Below are 12,716 nucleotides of genomic sequence, written 5' to 3'. Positions count from 1 at the left end.
TCATGCCGCATCCGCGGCGTCCGCTACGGCTGTGTCTCGGCTCTTCCGCGAAGCGCCTCAACGAGGGTGGCCGTGTCCGGCGTCGGACGGTGGACGAGCGCGGCAAGCTGGAGGCCTTCCGCGGTGGTGGCCAGGTGGTCGGCGGTGTCAGAGGGCAGGTGATGGGCCAGGGCGTCGCGAAGAGCCCGGTTGACGGTCTCGGCGACCGAGCGAAACTCCTCATCGCGAAGACCGAGGATGTAGAGCTCGTAGGCGACGACGGTCAGGCCTCGTCCGGTGGTGATCTGTGCGTGGATCAACTCGGCGAGCGCGCCGATCAGGGTGTCTGCCGTGACCGTGTCACTCCACTGGGTCAGGCTGTCGGCGCGCAGATCGGCGACGCGGCGGCTCGCCTCCAACAGGAGCGCCCTGACGGAAGGGAAGTAGTAGGACACCGACCCGACCGGGACGTGCGCGGAGGCCGCAACGACACGCGCCTGACCGCGTCAACGCCCCCGTCTTCGAGCAACCGCATCGCCGCCGCTGCGATCCGTTCGCGGCGGCGGGGATCGTTTGGCGTGTTCCTCGTTCGAGCCATGAGTTCCTCCTCTTCTGCCAGGAGCGCGCCTGCCGCCAACCGTCGACACCGCAGTCCCGTCTCGGTCTTCCTCCGACGCAGTGTCCGCCGCTGGCGCGCGCATCGACCGCCAACCGCAGATCGAACCGATGGCGACCAGAAGCACGCCGAACCAGAACGACATGTCGAGGGTCGTGCCCAGCAGCACGGAACCGACGATGGAGGACAACACGGGCGTGGCCTAGGACGCGACCGACAGCGCCCGCACGTCTCCACGGGCGATCCCGACGTTCCAGCACGCGTATGCCACGGCAATCACGGCGGCCGCGGCCGTCAATGCCATCACAGACCCCGGGGAGAATGACACGCCCACGTGCTCCCCTGCCACTGCGTACACGATCCACAGAGCGGCGGCGACACCGGTGAAGAAGACCGTGATCCCATCGTGTCCCCGGGAGATCGAGGGCGAGAAAACGGTATAGCACGCCCATGCCACCGCACCGATGAGGGCGAGCGCGTCGGCGAGGGGGTTCGAGGCGACGTTGCCGATGATGTGGGCGAGATCCGGCCCCCCATCGCCGCCGACCACCCACGCGATTCCCGCCGCAGCCGTCACCGCCCCGGGAAGGACCAGCCACGACATCTTCCAGCCGCGACTCGTCACCGCGCTCAACTGCACGGCGAAGGTCGGCCACAGATAGTTCACGATGCTGACCTCGAGCGTCTGCTCGCTGCCTTCCGCCAGACCGACGGCCAGTCCCACCGACACCTCATAGACCACGAAGAGCCCTCCCCCGACCAACAGGTACGGGAGCGGGAAGGACCTGAGGTGCTGTGGACTCCGTGTCACCCACAGCAAGGCGGTTGCGAGGGAGTAGATGAGGGCGACCCCGAGCATCGGACCGAACCTGACCGAAACCAAGCGGATGAGCCCGACCATCGCGCTCCACAACACGATGGCCGCCAACCCGATCAGGGTCCCGCGCATCCTAGGTCCGCTCACGAGGCGATCCATCCCTGAACACCGCATCCGCCGTCTTGATGAAAATCATGTACTAGCGTGCATAAATGCGCGGGCTCGATGCCATCTCGACTCGCCTCGGTGCGCTCCAACGACCGAAAACCCCAGATCCGCAGCCTTCCGCGGGATCTGGGGGATTTGTGGAGCTAGGGGGATTCGAACCCCCGACCTCTTCATTGCGAACGAAGCGCGCTACCAACTGCGCCATAGCCCCAACTGCCAGTTCAGGCTACCACGTGCACGAAGAGCTCTGCATCTCAGCAGGCCATGAGGTGTTGAGCATCACCACGCGATCGCCGTTCCCGAGCCCGCGGCGACCTACGCGCCAACCGTCCGCGCCCGGCTCACTCCGCCCGGCGCGCGTCCAGCACGGCCTCGAGGTCGAAAGCGACGGGCTGGGAGGCGACGACCTCCTCGGTCGAGCGCACTCCTCGCGGCGACTGCCCGCCAGCGACGGGTCGCGCGGGCACGGCGGCCTCGACCTGCGGGATGCCGCGGATGTCGGTGTCGGGATGGACGCTGCGCCCTTCGACGCGCCCACGGACGGCGTAGGAGGGCGCTGGCAGGTCGGGCACGCTCCATTCGCGCCGCGGGGAGCCGGTCCGGCGAGGGGCGTCGGCGGGTTCTGCGCGTTCGGTCCGGGGAACCGCGTCCGCTTCGGTGACGGCCTCGGCCACAGAGGCGCCGGTGGCGGCGGGCTCGGCCTCGCGGCGTGCCTCCGGCCCGGGGGACGACACGCCGCCGACCTCCGCGCCATGACGCACCCCCGAAAGCGCGGGCGCCGCCGCGGCATGCGCGCGCAGCTTCTCGCGCAGTACGCGCATCTCGACGTCCTCGGCCCGCTGGGCGCGCTCGGAGCGCACGGCCGCACCGCGCGACAGGCCCAGGGCCGCTGCCAGCGTGGCTGCAGGGAGAGTCACCCATGCCCACGCGACCAGCGTCGCAGCGGCGAGAGCGACCACCGCCAGGGTCGCGGCGGCGAGCGACGCCGAGGCCAGCATCCGGCGCCGACCTGCCGCCCGCTCGCGCGACAGTCGGGCGGCTCGGCGCGCTCTCAGGCGCGTGACCTCGTGCAGGGTCTGCGACTGGGCGCCATCCTCATCCTCCGCATGGACGCGCGTGCGGGGGCGGCGCGCGGAATCCTCCTGCGACGTCATGATCTCTCCTGGGTCCTCTTGGCCCTGGCGGGCGACCTGGGGCGCGACAGACAGGAGCGGCTGCGACCTCCGGCCCCCGCCATGGGCTTCGATCGCTCCGCGGGCCGAGGCGGGCGGGCCCTCGGCGCGCAGCAGCCGCATACGCGGCGAGAAACGATCGGACTCACGCGATTGGGTGAGAGCCGTCTGCCTGTCCACCGCATACGGGAAGACGAGCAGGATGAGCACGGCGAACATCGCCGCCACGACCAAGCCCCCGTATCCCATGGAGCCAACGCTAGGGTCACACGCGGACTCGTCTGCGCGGCGGTGCCGGTGTGTTGACGATTCACGCCGACGCGGCGAGAGGGTTGGCGGCTCACTAACAACAGGCGTCACTTCGTTCACAGTTGCCACACCCGTCTCACGTCAATAGACACCGGCCCGGCACGCGCACCAGCCGTCCCATCACGCCCACACGCTCCCAGGTCATGGCGCAACGGGCGTCCCGCCGGGAGACCGGGTCCGCGCACGGGACGGCCATGACGGCGGAGCCGTCGGGGTCGACGCGCCATGGTTCGGGAGCAGCGCGCCCGACGGCCCCGGCGTCTGGAGATCGCGGCGGCCTCAGGCGACCGTCTGCCCCCAGATCGAGCGGACCAGCCCGCCCGCGGGCAGCGACTCCGCGTCAATGGCGAAAGCCACGTGATCGGCCCACTCCCCGGCGATGTTCATGTACCGAGTCCTCAGCCCCTCCCGTCGCAGGCCTAGTTTGCGGCACAGTCCCAGCGACCGGCTGTTCTCTGGCCGGACGTTCACCTCGATGCGGTGCAGGCCCAGCTCGCCGATGACGAGGTCGATGACCATCGCCACCGCGAGCGCCCCGACGCCGCGCCCGGCCGCCTCCTGCGTCATCCAGTACCCCAGCATCCCCTGGGACATCGCGCCGCGCTGGACGCCGGACAGCGAGATCAACCCGGCGACCGACCCGTCCAGCTCGACCACCATCATGAGCCCCGTGCCCTCGCGCTGTTGGCGGTCGCTGGTCCGCCGATAGGTGGACAGATCCGGCAGCAGCTCCTCGGCGCCCCGCGGCAGCGTCGCCTCCCACGGGCTCAGCCAGAGCCGGTTCGAGCGACGGGCCTCGTCCACGCGACGGTGATCGCGGCCCAGGCAGGGGCGGACCGCCATCTCCGCGGGATCCGGCGTCCACGCGACGGAGCGGATGAGGCCCCGGTCGACGGGGTCCGCGACCCGCAGGGTCAGCTCCGAGGGGGGCCTCCCCCACACGCTCCGCAGCACGGCCCGGGCCTCAGTCCAGCACCAGGCACCGCAGGGCGTCGCCCGAGCGCACGTTCGTCACGTCCTCGGGGACGACGGCCAGCGCGTTGGACTCGGCCAGCGCGGACAGCAACAGCGAGGACGGAGCCCCCATCACCTTCGCCTGGTAGCCGGAACGCGGATCCCCGCTGAGCCGCACCCGCACGAACTCCCGGCGTCCGCGCGGGGAGTACCACGACCGGTCCACGCGGGCCTGGACGCTCGGCCGGTTGAGGACCGACCACCCCTGCATGTGGCGCAGAGCCGGACGGACGTAGACCTCGAAGCACACCTGGGCGGACACCGGGTCGCCGGGCAGGCAGAAGATCGGCGTCCCCTCGCCGTCGGACCCGTCGGAGGCCCCGCCCGGAATGCCGCCGCCCGTCAGCGTGCCGCCGGCTTCCCCGCCCGGACCGGAGGCCTGGTCCCCGGAGGCTGAGGTCCCGACGGTCCCGACCCCGAGGATATGCCCGGGCCAGGCCGCCACATTGTCGAAGCGGACGGTTCCCAGCGCTCCCAGGACCTCGCGCACGGTGTCGCCCGACCCGTAGGAGATCCCTCCGGTGGTGACGATGAGGTCGGCGCGCACCAGCTGGTCCTCGATGGTCTGGCGCAGGATCTGGCGTTCGTCGGGGACCGCCGCCACGCGGAACGTCTGGGCGCCCGCATCCGCGACCGCGGTCGACAGGGCATGGCCGTTCGCGTCGAAGACGGTCCCGGGACGAGCCCGCCGCCCGGGTTCCACGATCTCGTCGCCGATCGAGATGATGACGACACGCGGCCGGGGGTGGACCAGCACCCGGGAGCGCCCGACCCCGGCCAGCAACGCCACCTGGCGCGCCCCGACGCGCGTCCCGCGGCGCAGGACGATTCGGCCCTCCTCCACGTCCTCGGCCTTGCGGCGGATGTTCTCGCCGACGGCCGGCTGGGTGCGCACGGCCACGCGCGCCAGGCCGTGGTCGGTGAAATCCAACGCGATGACCGCGTCCGCCCCCGAGGGGATCGGCGCGCCGGAGGCGATGCGGATCGCCGCCCCGGGGACCAACGCGGCCGGGTCGACCTCGCCGGCGCGGACCTCCTCGGTGACGGGCAGGACCACCGGCGCCTCGGGCCGGGCGCCCTCCAGGTCTGCGGAGCGCACCGCGTAGCCGTCGCACCCCGCGAGGTCCGCGACGGGCAGGTCGAACGGCGCCTCGACGTCCTCGGCGAGGACGCAGCCGACGGCGTCGGCGAGCTGGACGTCGAGCTCGGGCTGCTGCCCGACGATCGCCAGGCAGTCCCGGTAGAAGTCGGCGACGGAGCGCATCGGCGTCAGCCCCTCACCGCTGCGCGGGGCGGGCGAGCTCGCGGAGGATGAACTCGCGCAGCTGCGGGCCGAGGTCCGGGTCCTCCAGCGCCAGCGACACATTGGCCTCGAGGTATCCCAGCTTGTCCCCGGTGTCGAAGCGCCGGTCTGAGACGACGACGCCGTGGACGCCTCCGCCGCGGGCGGGGTCCTCGTCGATGAGCTCCGCGAAGGCGTCCGTAAGCTGGTACTCCCCGCCGCGCCCGGGTTTCAGGCCGGCGAGCTTGTCGAAGATCAGGGGATCGAACACGTAGCGCCCGACGACGGCGTACTCGGAGAGCACCTCGTCCAGCGGCGGTTTCTCCACCACGCGGTCCACCCGCAGCAGCTCCCCCGGGGCCAGGTCCACGCCCTGGGGCACGCCCACCAGCGTCACCGCGGCTGAGGCGTAGGCCGTCGCTTGCTCGCGCGACACCCTCATCAGCGCGACCACCGAGCCGCCCATCGTCTGGCGCACCTCGATCATGTGCCGCAGCAGCTGGGACCGGGGGTGCATGAGGTCGTCGGGCAGCATGACCGCGAAGGGCGAGTCCCCCACGTGCAGGCGCGCCTGGAGCACGGCGTGACCCAGGCCGAGCGGGTGTCCCTGTCGCACCGAGTGCATACGCGCGAGGTGCAGGTACTCCTGGGAGATCTCCAGCAACTCCGTCTTGCCGGCCTTACGCAGCGCGTGCTCGAGGGCCGGATCCGCGTCGAAGTACTCCTCGATGGGGTCCTTGCCGGTGCGGGTGACGATGAGCATGTCCTCGATGCCGGCCTGGGTCGCCTCCTTGGCGATGAATTCGATGGAGGGGCGGTCGACGATCGGCAGCATCTCCTTGGGCACGGACTTCGTGACCGGAAGGAACCGCGTCCCCCGTCCGGCGGCGGGGATCACGGCGTGACGGACCGGTGCGTTGCGTTCTGCCATGATGGCCACATTAGTCGAGTCAGGGGAGGTGACCGGTCATGTCGGTCCCCAAGGCGGCGGTCCGCGCCCGGGTTCGGGCGGCCCGCGCCCTGAGGCGGGTGGCGCCGGGCGAGGCCGCGGGCCTGCTGGAGTCGTGGCGGGAGGTCCTCGCCCTCCTCAACGCCCCTGCCGGTCCGGGGGATCCAGGTCGGCTCGTCGGCGCGCTTCCCGCCTTGTTCCACCCCATGGAGGGCGAGCCCGATGTCCGGGCGATCCTCGATGGCTGCCCTCGGGCCCTCCTCCCGGTCGTCGTCTCGGAGCGGGGCGTCCCGCTGCCCGGGCCCGCCTGGGCGTTGCGAGACCTCGGCGATCCCGGCTGCGGTTGGGTCCGCCCCCACCCGCGACTGCCTGCCCATCCGTCGGGCGCGGTCCTCGGACCGGAGGCCCTGGCCGACGCCACGGTGGTCCTGGTCGCGGCCCTGGCCGTGGACCGCTCCGGCACGCGAGTCGGGCAGGGAGCCGGCTGGTACGACCGCGCCCTGCGGTGGATCGCGCCCGGCGCGCCCGTGGTCGCGGCCGTCCTCGACGAGGAGGTCCTGCCGTCCGGTTCCCTCCCCCGGGAGCCTCACGACCATCCCGTCGACGCCGTCATCACACCGGCGCGGGCCCTCGTGCTGCGATGAGTCCCGGCCGGCGGCGCCCGCCCCGGACCACGGCGCCGGCCCTGCCGGTCGTCCACACGTCCGGAGGTCCCGCTGTTCCCGTCCACAGGTCCATGGGGGCCGGGTGGATCGACGAGGGCGTCCCTGCTGAGCTTGGGGCCCATGAGCTCCCACCGATCCGGTCGGCGCCCCCCGCGCGCGCCCGTCTGGCCCGTGATGCGTCCCGTCGTCGCGGCGCTCGCCCTGGCCGGCCTGGTCGCCGGCGCGCTGCTCGCCCTGCGGCCCGCCCCTCAGGGCGTGCCCGTCCTGGTGGTCCGCCACGACGTGGCCACGGGCCAGTCCCTCTCCGACGGCGACGTCTGGACGGTCCTCGTCCCGCCACGCGCCCGCCCGGCCGACGCGCTGGAGGCCGGCTCGTCGCTGCCGACGGCCTGGGAGGCCGCTCCGATTCGTGCGGGGACGGTGCTCACCGAGTCAAACGTCGCGGGCTCGCCGGCCTCCCGGGCGCTGAGCCCCGGCGAGGCGCAGGTGCTGCTCGCCGTCGGCGCCGACCAGGCCCAGGGGATCGCCGCCGGCGACCTGGTCGATCTCTGGGCGCCCCCGCCGTCGTGCGAGGAGAACCCTTGCTCAGCCTCTTTACTCGCCTCTGAGGTCCGCATAACCTCAGTGGTGGCGCCGGAGGCGTCCGGCTGGGCGTCCTCCGAGACCGTCCGGGTGGGCGTCATCCTCCGGGCCGCCGACACCGACGTGGTCCTGGGCCACGCGGGAAGCGGATCGCTGAGCCTGGTGCTGCGCGCACCCGGTGCAACAGCGGACCATCCATCGACAGGAGCACCCCCATGATCCAAGGATTCAAGGACTTCATCTCACGCGGCAACGCCATCGATCTGGCGGTCGGCGTCATCATCGGCGGAGCCTTCTCCACCATCATCACCGCTCTGGTGGAGAAGGTCATCAACCCGCTTATCGGCGCTCTCGTGGGCAAGCCCAACTTCGACAACTGGGGCGAGTTCACGCTCGGGACCGGAGCGAACCAGGCCGTCGTCCAGCCCGGCGTGGTCCTCACGGCGCTGGTGAACTTCCTATTGGTCGCGCTCGCCCTGTACTTCTTCCTGGTCGTGCCCATGAACAAGCTGGCCGCCCGCCGAGCCGGGAGCGGCGAGGACGAGGAGGAGGCTCCCGAGACCTCCGACGAGACCCGTCTCCTCACGGAGATCCGCGACCTCCTGGCCGGCAGCGGCACGAACGCCCCCACGGCCTCCGAGGCGCCGCGCCACTGATCCGGGTGCCCGTTCCGGGCGGCCGGTGCCGCCTCAGGCGCGGGGCTGGGAGTGCGGCGGCACATTCGCCAACAGCCGCGCGTCATTGGCCCCGTCGCCGCGAGCGGCGTGGCCCGTCCCGTCGGCGTCCCCGCCGGTGAGGTCCTCCTCGCTCACCCTGTCCTCCCACGAGGGCGGAAGGCCCTGCCTGATGAGGCGGCGGTCGACGTCGGAGACGAGGACCGCGCGTCGCCGCCGGGCCCGCCCGCTCATGCCCGCGGTGCCGTGCGGCGCACGACGTTCGCCAGGACGGCGTCGGTCTGGGCGCCGCGGCGGGTGAGACCCAGCGCCTCACGGAGCTCCTCGACCAGCCGGTCGGCGGAGTGCTCCCCGCCGTCCGAACGCAGCCACTGGGCGAGCTCATCGAGTTGGTCGTCCCCGTATGCGGCCAGCGGGAGCCCCCTGGCGATCGCCGGCCGCGGCCCACGCCGCGCCGAAGGCGTCTGCTCTCTCCCCGCGAGGGAGGCGCCGCCCTCCTGCGCTCCGCCCGGGGCCGGGACAGAGGCCGGGGCGTCCTCCCGGCCCGCCAGACCCGGATCCGCGGAGCGCTCGTCGTGGAGGACCCGGGCCTGGTCCGACTGGGCGACCGCGGCGTCCAGCGCGGGATCCGCGACGGGCGCCTCCAGAGGCTCGGGTTCCGGCTCGATCTCGGCCGCCGCGTCCTCGGGGACCTCGACGACACCGGCCGGCCCGTTGAATGCGTCGACCGCATCGAGGACCAGCTGGACGATGTCCTGGGCCTCCTTCTCCGGATCCGTGAAGACCGCCATCGACAACTCCGTGCGGACCCTCCAGCCCTGCGCCTCCAGCATCGCGGGCCACACCCGGTCACGCACGCGCAACGACGGTTCGGCGGTGTAGGTCTGGTCGTCGGTGAGCAGCGCCACCAGCAGACGGCCCGGGACCTCCGGATGACCGATGGCCAGGGGAACCCTCATCCCGCCGGGCACGCCCACATTCGGCACGACCTCCAGGCCCATCCCGTACAGGCGGTCCGCAAGGTCCACGAGCAGACGGTCGGGGGCGACGTCCAGGGTCGGCCAGGAGGGCGCCGAGGTCTCCGGCTGTCCGGCGGCCCCCGGGGCGGCAGCGGCCTCGCCCTCCCCCGAACGCGAGGAGGCGCCCGCCATCTCGAGCAGGTCCACCAGCATGTGGGCGCCCTCGGCGGACAGCCGGGAACGGTCGATCTCCTCACCGCGGATGGACGAGACGACGGTGAGGTCTCCGCGCACCGCCCGCAGCGCGTCCGTGAGGACCGAGACGCCCGAAGGGGTGGAGAGGACGCCGAAATCGTGGAGGACCCGCCCGTGAGGGGTCTTGGCGAATCCGACGGTCAGGAGGATGCGGTCACGGCTGAGACCCCTCGCGCGCTCGGCGTCGACGACCTGGAAGGGCTCCGAGACGTCGGGGGCGAAGAACGAGGCGAGGCCCGGGGCGCCCTCCACCGCCCGCGCCACGGCCTGGCGCACGCGGTCGGCATGGCGCGCGTTGAGCGCGATGACGGCCAGGGATTGGTCGGGGTGCTCCACCGCATGGTCCACGACGGCGTCGACGACATCGCCGACCTCCGCCGCGGAGGACTCCACCGACACGGCCCCCGGGGCGGGCATCCCCGACCCCGTCGACCAGATCGCGTCCACCGGCGCCGAGTTCGTCGTCCAGGGCACCAGGACGCCGGTCTGCTCGGTGCGGTAGCGCTGGAGGAGCTGGGCGACCTGCGCGTTGAGCCGTCCAGGCTGAACCTCGAGGCGGGCGACGGGAAGCGCCCGGGCCAGCTGGGCGACCGCCCCGCCGTGGGAGACCGTGGTGAGGTCGGAGAGGACCACCACCTGGCGGGCCCGCGCGACGATCGGGACCAGTTCGGCCAGCGGCAGGGAGTCGACGTCGTCGAGGATCACCAGGTCCACGCGGCGGCCCTCCGGGACCAGCCACGGCACCAGCGTGGGGACGGCGAGGACGACGGGGACCAGGTGCGGCACCAGAGGGTGGCGAGCGTACAGCTCCGAGGCCGGGGCGCGGGTCTGCATCGCGGCGAGGAGATCCGCCTGCTGCTCGGGCCGGGTCGCCAGGGCCTGCTGGCGCATGCGCCTGAGGTTCTGCAGGGCCTGGGGCGCCAGCGAGGCGACCTGAGCCTCGTCGAGGAGCCGGCCCTCCTCGAGCACCCCTTCCAGGCGCGTCGGATCGAATCCGCCCAGACGCGGCTCCTGGGCCAGCATGAGCCCCAGGATCGACGCCCACCAGGCCAGGTCCAGCTCGGCGTCGAGCAGGTCGTCGCCGACGTGACGTTCGCGCAGGTCCGTGACGAGGCCCTCCAGACCGGCGGCGGCGAGATCCTTGAGCACGGCCACGCGCTGAGGAAGCTCGCGCGCGCCCTCGGTGTCCGCGCACAGCCGGTCGAGCAGGCGCCCGAGCTCCGTGATGTCCATGCGAGCCAGATCCGGGTAGGCCGTGGAGAACATGGGCGCCAGGTGGGAGAGGTCGTCGCGCACGGAGGCCGCCAGGGCCGTCGCCTCGTCGAGGTGCTCGGGGAGCGTCGGCCAGCCGTCGGAGTCGCAGTGGTGGCGCCAGACCTCGCGCCGCTCCTGGACCAGGAGGAGCTCCTGGTGGAGGTCCTCGACGTGCCGCCCGGGACGCACGAGGTCCCGCGCCTGGCGGACGAGGCGCATCCGCTGGGAATGGCTCATCGTGATGCCATGCTCGCGACGCCACTGGCGCGGCGCCGTCGCGATGACCATGTCGGCAGCGGAGCGCTCGAAGATCGAGGGATGGAAGACGTCCAGCACATCGCGGACGCCCTCGAGCATCTGGAGCTGTTCCTCCCACTGGGCGACCGTCGTGGCGGGGACGATGCCCGTCTCCCCGGCGACGGCGCTCATCTGGACGCGTATCCGCGGCAGGGACTCCTCCGCCAGCCGCATGATGCGCACCAGCACGTCGGTGACCTGCTCCGGGGCGTTGATCACGACGCCGTCCCAGGCGGCATGCGCGGAGGTGCGCGAGAAGACGCCGAGCGCGGAGGCGCGGTGGAGGAGGGTGCGGGTGCGCTCCCCCTGGTCGCGGGCCACCTCCACGAGGACGTCCTCGTGGAGGCGCACCCGCGTCCGGGGGCTCGGGTGGACGCTCGTGAGATCGGTGAGCACCTGGAGGGCGTCGAAGGCGGAGACGCCGAAGTGCTTGAACGGCCGATGCAGGTAGGTGGTGTAGGAGGACAGCGCCCCGCGCACCTCGCGCAGGCGCGTGCGCATGGCCTCGACCTCGGCGATGTCCATGACCGCGGACGTGTCGGACATGGCCTCGGTGAGCCGTTCGCGCAGCAGGTCGCCCGACTCCGGCGAGCCGTCCACGCGCAGGCACATCTCGTCCACTCCCAGCGCGCGCAGCCGGGTCTCCAGGCGCGCCGCCCGCGACGGTGCTCCCGCGATGTGCAGCGTCGAGCGCCCGCGCGCGCCGGAGTCGGCGACCAGGGAGGCGAGCACCGCCAGGTCGTCGGCGCCCTGCGGCGCGTCGATGACCAGCGACCGCCCCGCGGAGACGGCCTCGACGACGTCCTGCTGGCGGGGCGTGAGATCCCCAACGCCGATCTCCTCCCACGGATCTCGATCCGCGGGGTTCGGCGGGGGGAGGGCCTGGGTGGTCCGCTCGCGCGCGTCCGCGTCCCCACCCAGCGCGCGCACGAGGTCCGAGGCTAGCAACGGCCCGGTGCGGTCGTACTCGCGCAGCAGGATCGCCGCCGGGTGCTCGAAGACGCCCAGCGCCAGCTCGTCATGCAGCTCGAAACGGTCCAGGGAGGCTCCGGCGCCGCGCAGCGCCGCCAGCGCGCGCGAGGGCGAGAACCCGTGGACCGTGCGCGCGCCCGCCAGAACGGCCTCGACGTCGACGACGACCCGCTGGCGGGCCAGGGCCTGCGCGAGGCCCTCCCCGATCTGGGCCCCGGGCCTCAGCGTGATGAGGACGTCCCCCTCCGGGTCCTCCTGCAGCTCGGCGGGGCGCAGCATGGCCGGGGACGACACAGCCGAGACGCCGTCGACCCACTGCGCCCGCCCGATGGCGAGGTGGATGGGCCCCACGCCGTGCACGGCGGTGAGCTCCCGGGCACGCTGGAGGACCGCGCGGGCGCGTTCCAGGGCGCGCCCGTGCGCCGACGGCTCGCGCACGAGGCTGGACAGGCGCGTCGTGTGCTCGGCGTACAGCTGGGCGAGGCCCCCGGGGTGGGCCTGGGTGAGCACGAGCCGCGGCGGCGCCTGGTCCTCTCCGTCGAAGGAGGCCACGGCCGCCAGCTCGCGGCGCCACCGGCCGATGCGCTCCTCGACCGGCGCCGTCTCGGGCGCCGAGCGGCCGGCCGTCTGCTGCGGTCCGCGAGCCGACGCTGCAGACGAACGCGAGAAGAAACTGGCTGCCACGCTCCCACGCTAGTGGGAGACCGGCTCCGGCGCCGCGAACCCGGGCCGCCGTGGCGCGGATTCGCGGC

11 protein-coding genes and 1 tRNA gene are annotated in these 12,716 nt (G+C 72.8%); 3 read left to right on the top strand and 9 right to left on the bottom strand.

Features of this window, described 5'->3' with window-relative positions; translation table 11 throughout:
* Positions 1-23: 23 nt before the first annotated feature.
* From ACFQWG_RS01310 to ACFQWG_RS01280, 7 genes are all read right to left on the bottom strand, one after another.
* The gene (locus tag ACFQWG_RS01310) at positions 24-434 is read right to left on the bottom strand and encodes a TetR/AcrR family transcriptional regulator (RefSeq protein WP_380971417.1); all 411 of its coding nucleotides are present in this window, start codon (positions 432-434) and stop codon (positions 24-26) included.
* A 363-nt stretch (positions 435-797) separates the two neighbouring features.
* Positions 798-1,559 carry an aromatic amino acid DMT transporter YddG gene (yddG, locus tag ACFQWG_RS01305; RefSeq protein WP_380971415.1) on the bottom strand — a complete coding sequence of 254 codons (762 nt, stop codon included), beginning with the start codon at positions 1,557-1,559 and terminating at the stop codon, positions 798-800.
* 159 nt (positions 1,560-1,718) lie between these two features.
* Positions 1,719-1,791: transfer RNA gene (locus ACFQWG_RS01300), tRNA-Ala, on the bottom strand.
* A gap of 130 nt (positions 1,792-1,921) precedes the next feature.
* Positions 1,922-3,001 carry a hypothetical protein gene (locus ACFQWG_RS01295; protein WP_380971413.1) on the bottom strand — a complete coding sequence of 360 codons (1,080 nt, stop codon included), beginning with the start codon at positions 2,999-3,001 and terminating at the stop codon, positions 1,922-1,924.
* A gap of 339 nt (positions 3,002-3,340) precedes the next feature.
* Positions 3,341-4,015 carry a GNAT family N-acetyltransferase gene (locus tag ACFQWG_RS01290; RefSeq protein WP_380971411.1) on the bottom strand — a complete coding sequence of 225 codons (675 nt, stop codon included), beginning with the start codon at positions 4,013-4,015 and terminating at the stop codon, positions 3,341-3,343.
* A 10-nt stretch (positions 4,016-4,025) separates the two neighbouring features.
* Positions 4,026-5,339, bottom strand: a complete 1,314-nt coding sequence (locus ACFQWG_RS01285) for a molybdopterin molybdotransferase MoeA (protein WP_380971409.1) — start codon at positions 5,337-5,339, stop codon at positions 4,026-4,028.
* 13 nt (positions 5,340-5,352) lie between these two features.
* Complete coding sequence (locus ACFQWG_RS01280) at positions 5,353-6,288, bottom strand: UTP--glucose-1-phosphate uridylyltransferase (protein WP_380971407.1); 936 nt, start codon at positions 6,286-6,288, stop codon at positions 5,353-5,355.
* A 38-nt stretch (positions 6,289-6,326) separates the two neighbouring features.
* Between ACFQWG_RS01280 and ACFQWG_RS01275 the strand changes: the two genes are divergently transcribed.
* From ACFQWG_RS01275 to mscL, 3 genes are all read left to right on the top strand, one after another.
* Positions 6,327-6,950, top strand: a complete 624-nt coding sequence (locus ACFQWG_RS01275; protein ID WP_380971406.1) for a 5-formyltetrahydrofolate cyclo-ligase — start codon at positions 6,327-6,329, stop codon at positions 6,948-6,950.
* A gap of 141 nt (positions 6,951-7,091) precedes the next feature.
* Positions 7,092-7,772 (top strand): hypothetical protein, encoded by a 681-nt coding sequence (locus ACFQWG_RS01270; protein ID WP_380971404.1) that lies wholly within the window; start codon positions 7,092-7,094, stop codon positions 7,770-7,772.
* A complete protein-coding gene (mscL, locus tag ACFQWG_RS01265; RefSeq protein WP_380971402.1) occupies positions 7,769-8,209 on the top strand; it encodes a large conductance mechanosensitive channel protein MscL in 441 nt (146 codons plus the stop codon). Before ACFQWG_RS01270 ends, mscL begins: the two co-directional genes overlap by 4 nt.
* Positions 8,210-8,242: 33 nt before the next feature.
* Here mscL and ACFQWG_RS01260 read toward each other — a convergent pair whose 3' ends face one another.
* Both ACFQWG_RS01260 and ACFQWG_RS01255 read right to left on the bottom strand, forming a co-directional pair.
* Entirely contained in the window at positions 8,243-8,461 is a 219-nt protein-coding gene (locus tag ACFQWG_RS01260) for a toxin (RefSeq protein WP_380971400.1), read from the bottom strand.
* On the bottom strand, positions 8,458-12,648 hold the full coding sequence (locus tag ACFQWG_RS01255; protein WP_380971398.1) for a prevent-host-death family protein: 4,191 nt from the start codon (positions 12,646-12,648) through the stop codon (positions 8,458-8,460). Before ACFQWG_RS01255 ends, ACFQWG_RS01260 begins: the two co-directional genes overlap by 4 nt.
* Positions 12,649-12,716 lie beyond the last annotated feature (68 nt).

It is taken from the genome of Schaalia naturae (genome assembly GCF_042665795.1).
Lineage (GTDB): Bacteria > Actinomycetota > Actinomycetes > Actinomycetales > Actinomycetaceae > Pauljensenia > Pauljensenia naturae.
This window is presented reverse-complemented; position numbering and strand designations above follow the sequence as displayed.

What these genes read in the sequence shown, in the direction of transcription:
- ACFQWG_RS01295 (WP_380971413.1), bottom strand. Translation starts at nt 3,001, where the DNA reads ATGGGATACGGGGGCTTGGTCGTGGCGGCGATGTTCGCCGTGCTCATC.
- ACFQWG_RS01285 (WP_380971409.1), bottom strand. Translation starts at nt 5,339, where the DNA reads ATGCGCTCCGTCGCCGACTTCTACCGGGACTGCCTGGCGATCGTCGGG.
- ACFQWG_RS01280 (WP_380971407.1), bottom strand. Translation starts at nt 6,288, where the DNA reads ATGGCAGAACGCAACGCACCGGTCCGTCACGCCGTGATCCCCGCCGCC.
- ACFQWG_RS01275 (WP_380971406.1), top strand. Translation starts at nt 6,327, where the DNA reads ATGTCGGTCCCCAAGGCGGCGGTCCGCGCCCGGGTTCGGGCGGCCCGC.
- ACFQWG_RS01270 (WP_380971404.1), top strand. Translation starts at nt 7,092, where the DNA reads ATGAGCTCCCACCGATCCGGTCGGCGCCCCCCGCGCGCGCCCGTCTGG.
- mscL (WP_380971402.1), top strand. Translation starts at nt 7,769, where the DNA reads ATGATCCAAGGATTCAAGGACTTCATCTCACGCGGCAACGCCATCGAT.
- ACFQWG_RS01260 (WP_380971400.1), bottom strand. Translation starts at nt 8,461, where the DNA reads ATGAGCGGGCGGGCCCGGCGGCGACGCGCGGTCCTCGTCTCCGACGTC.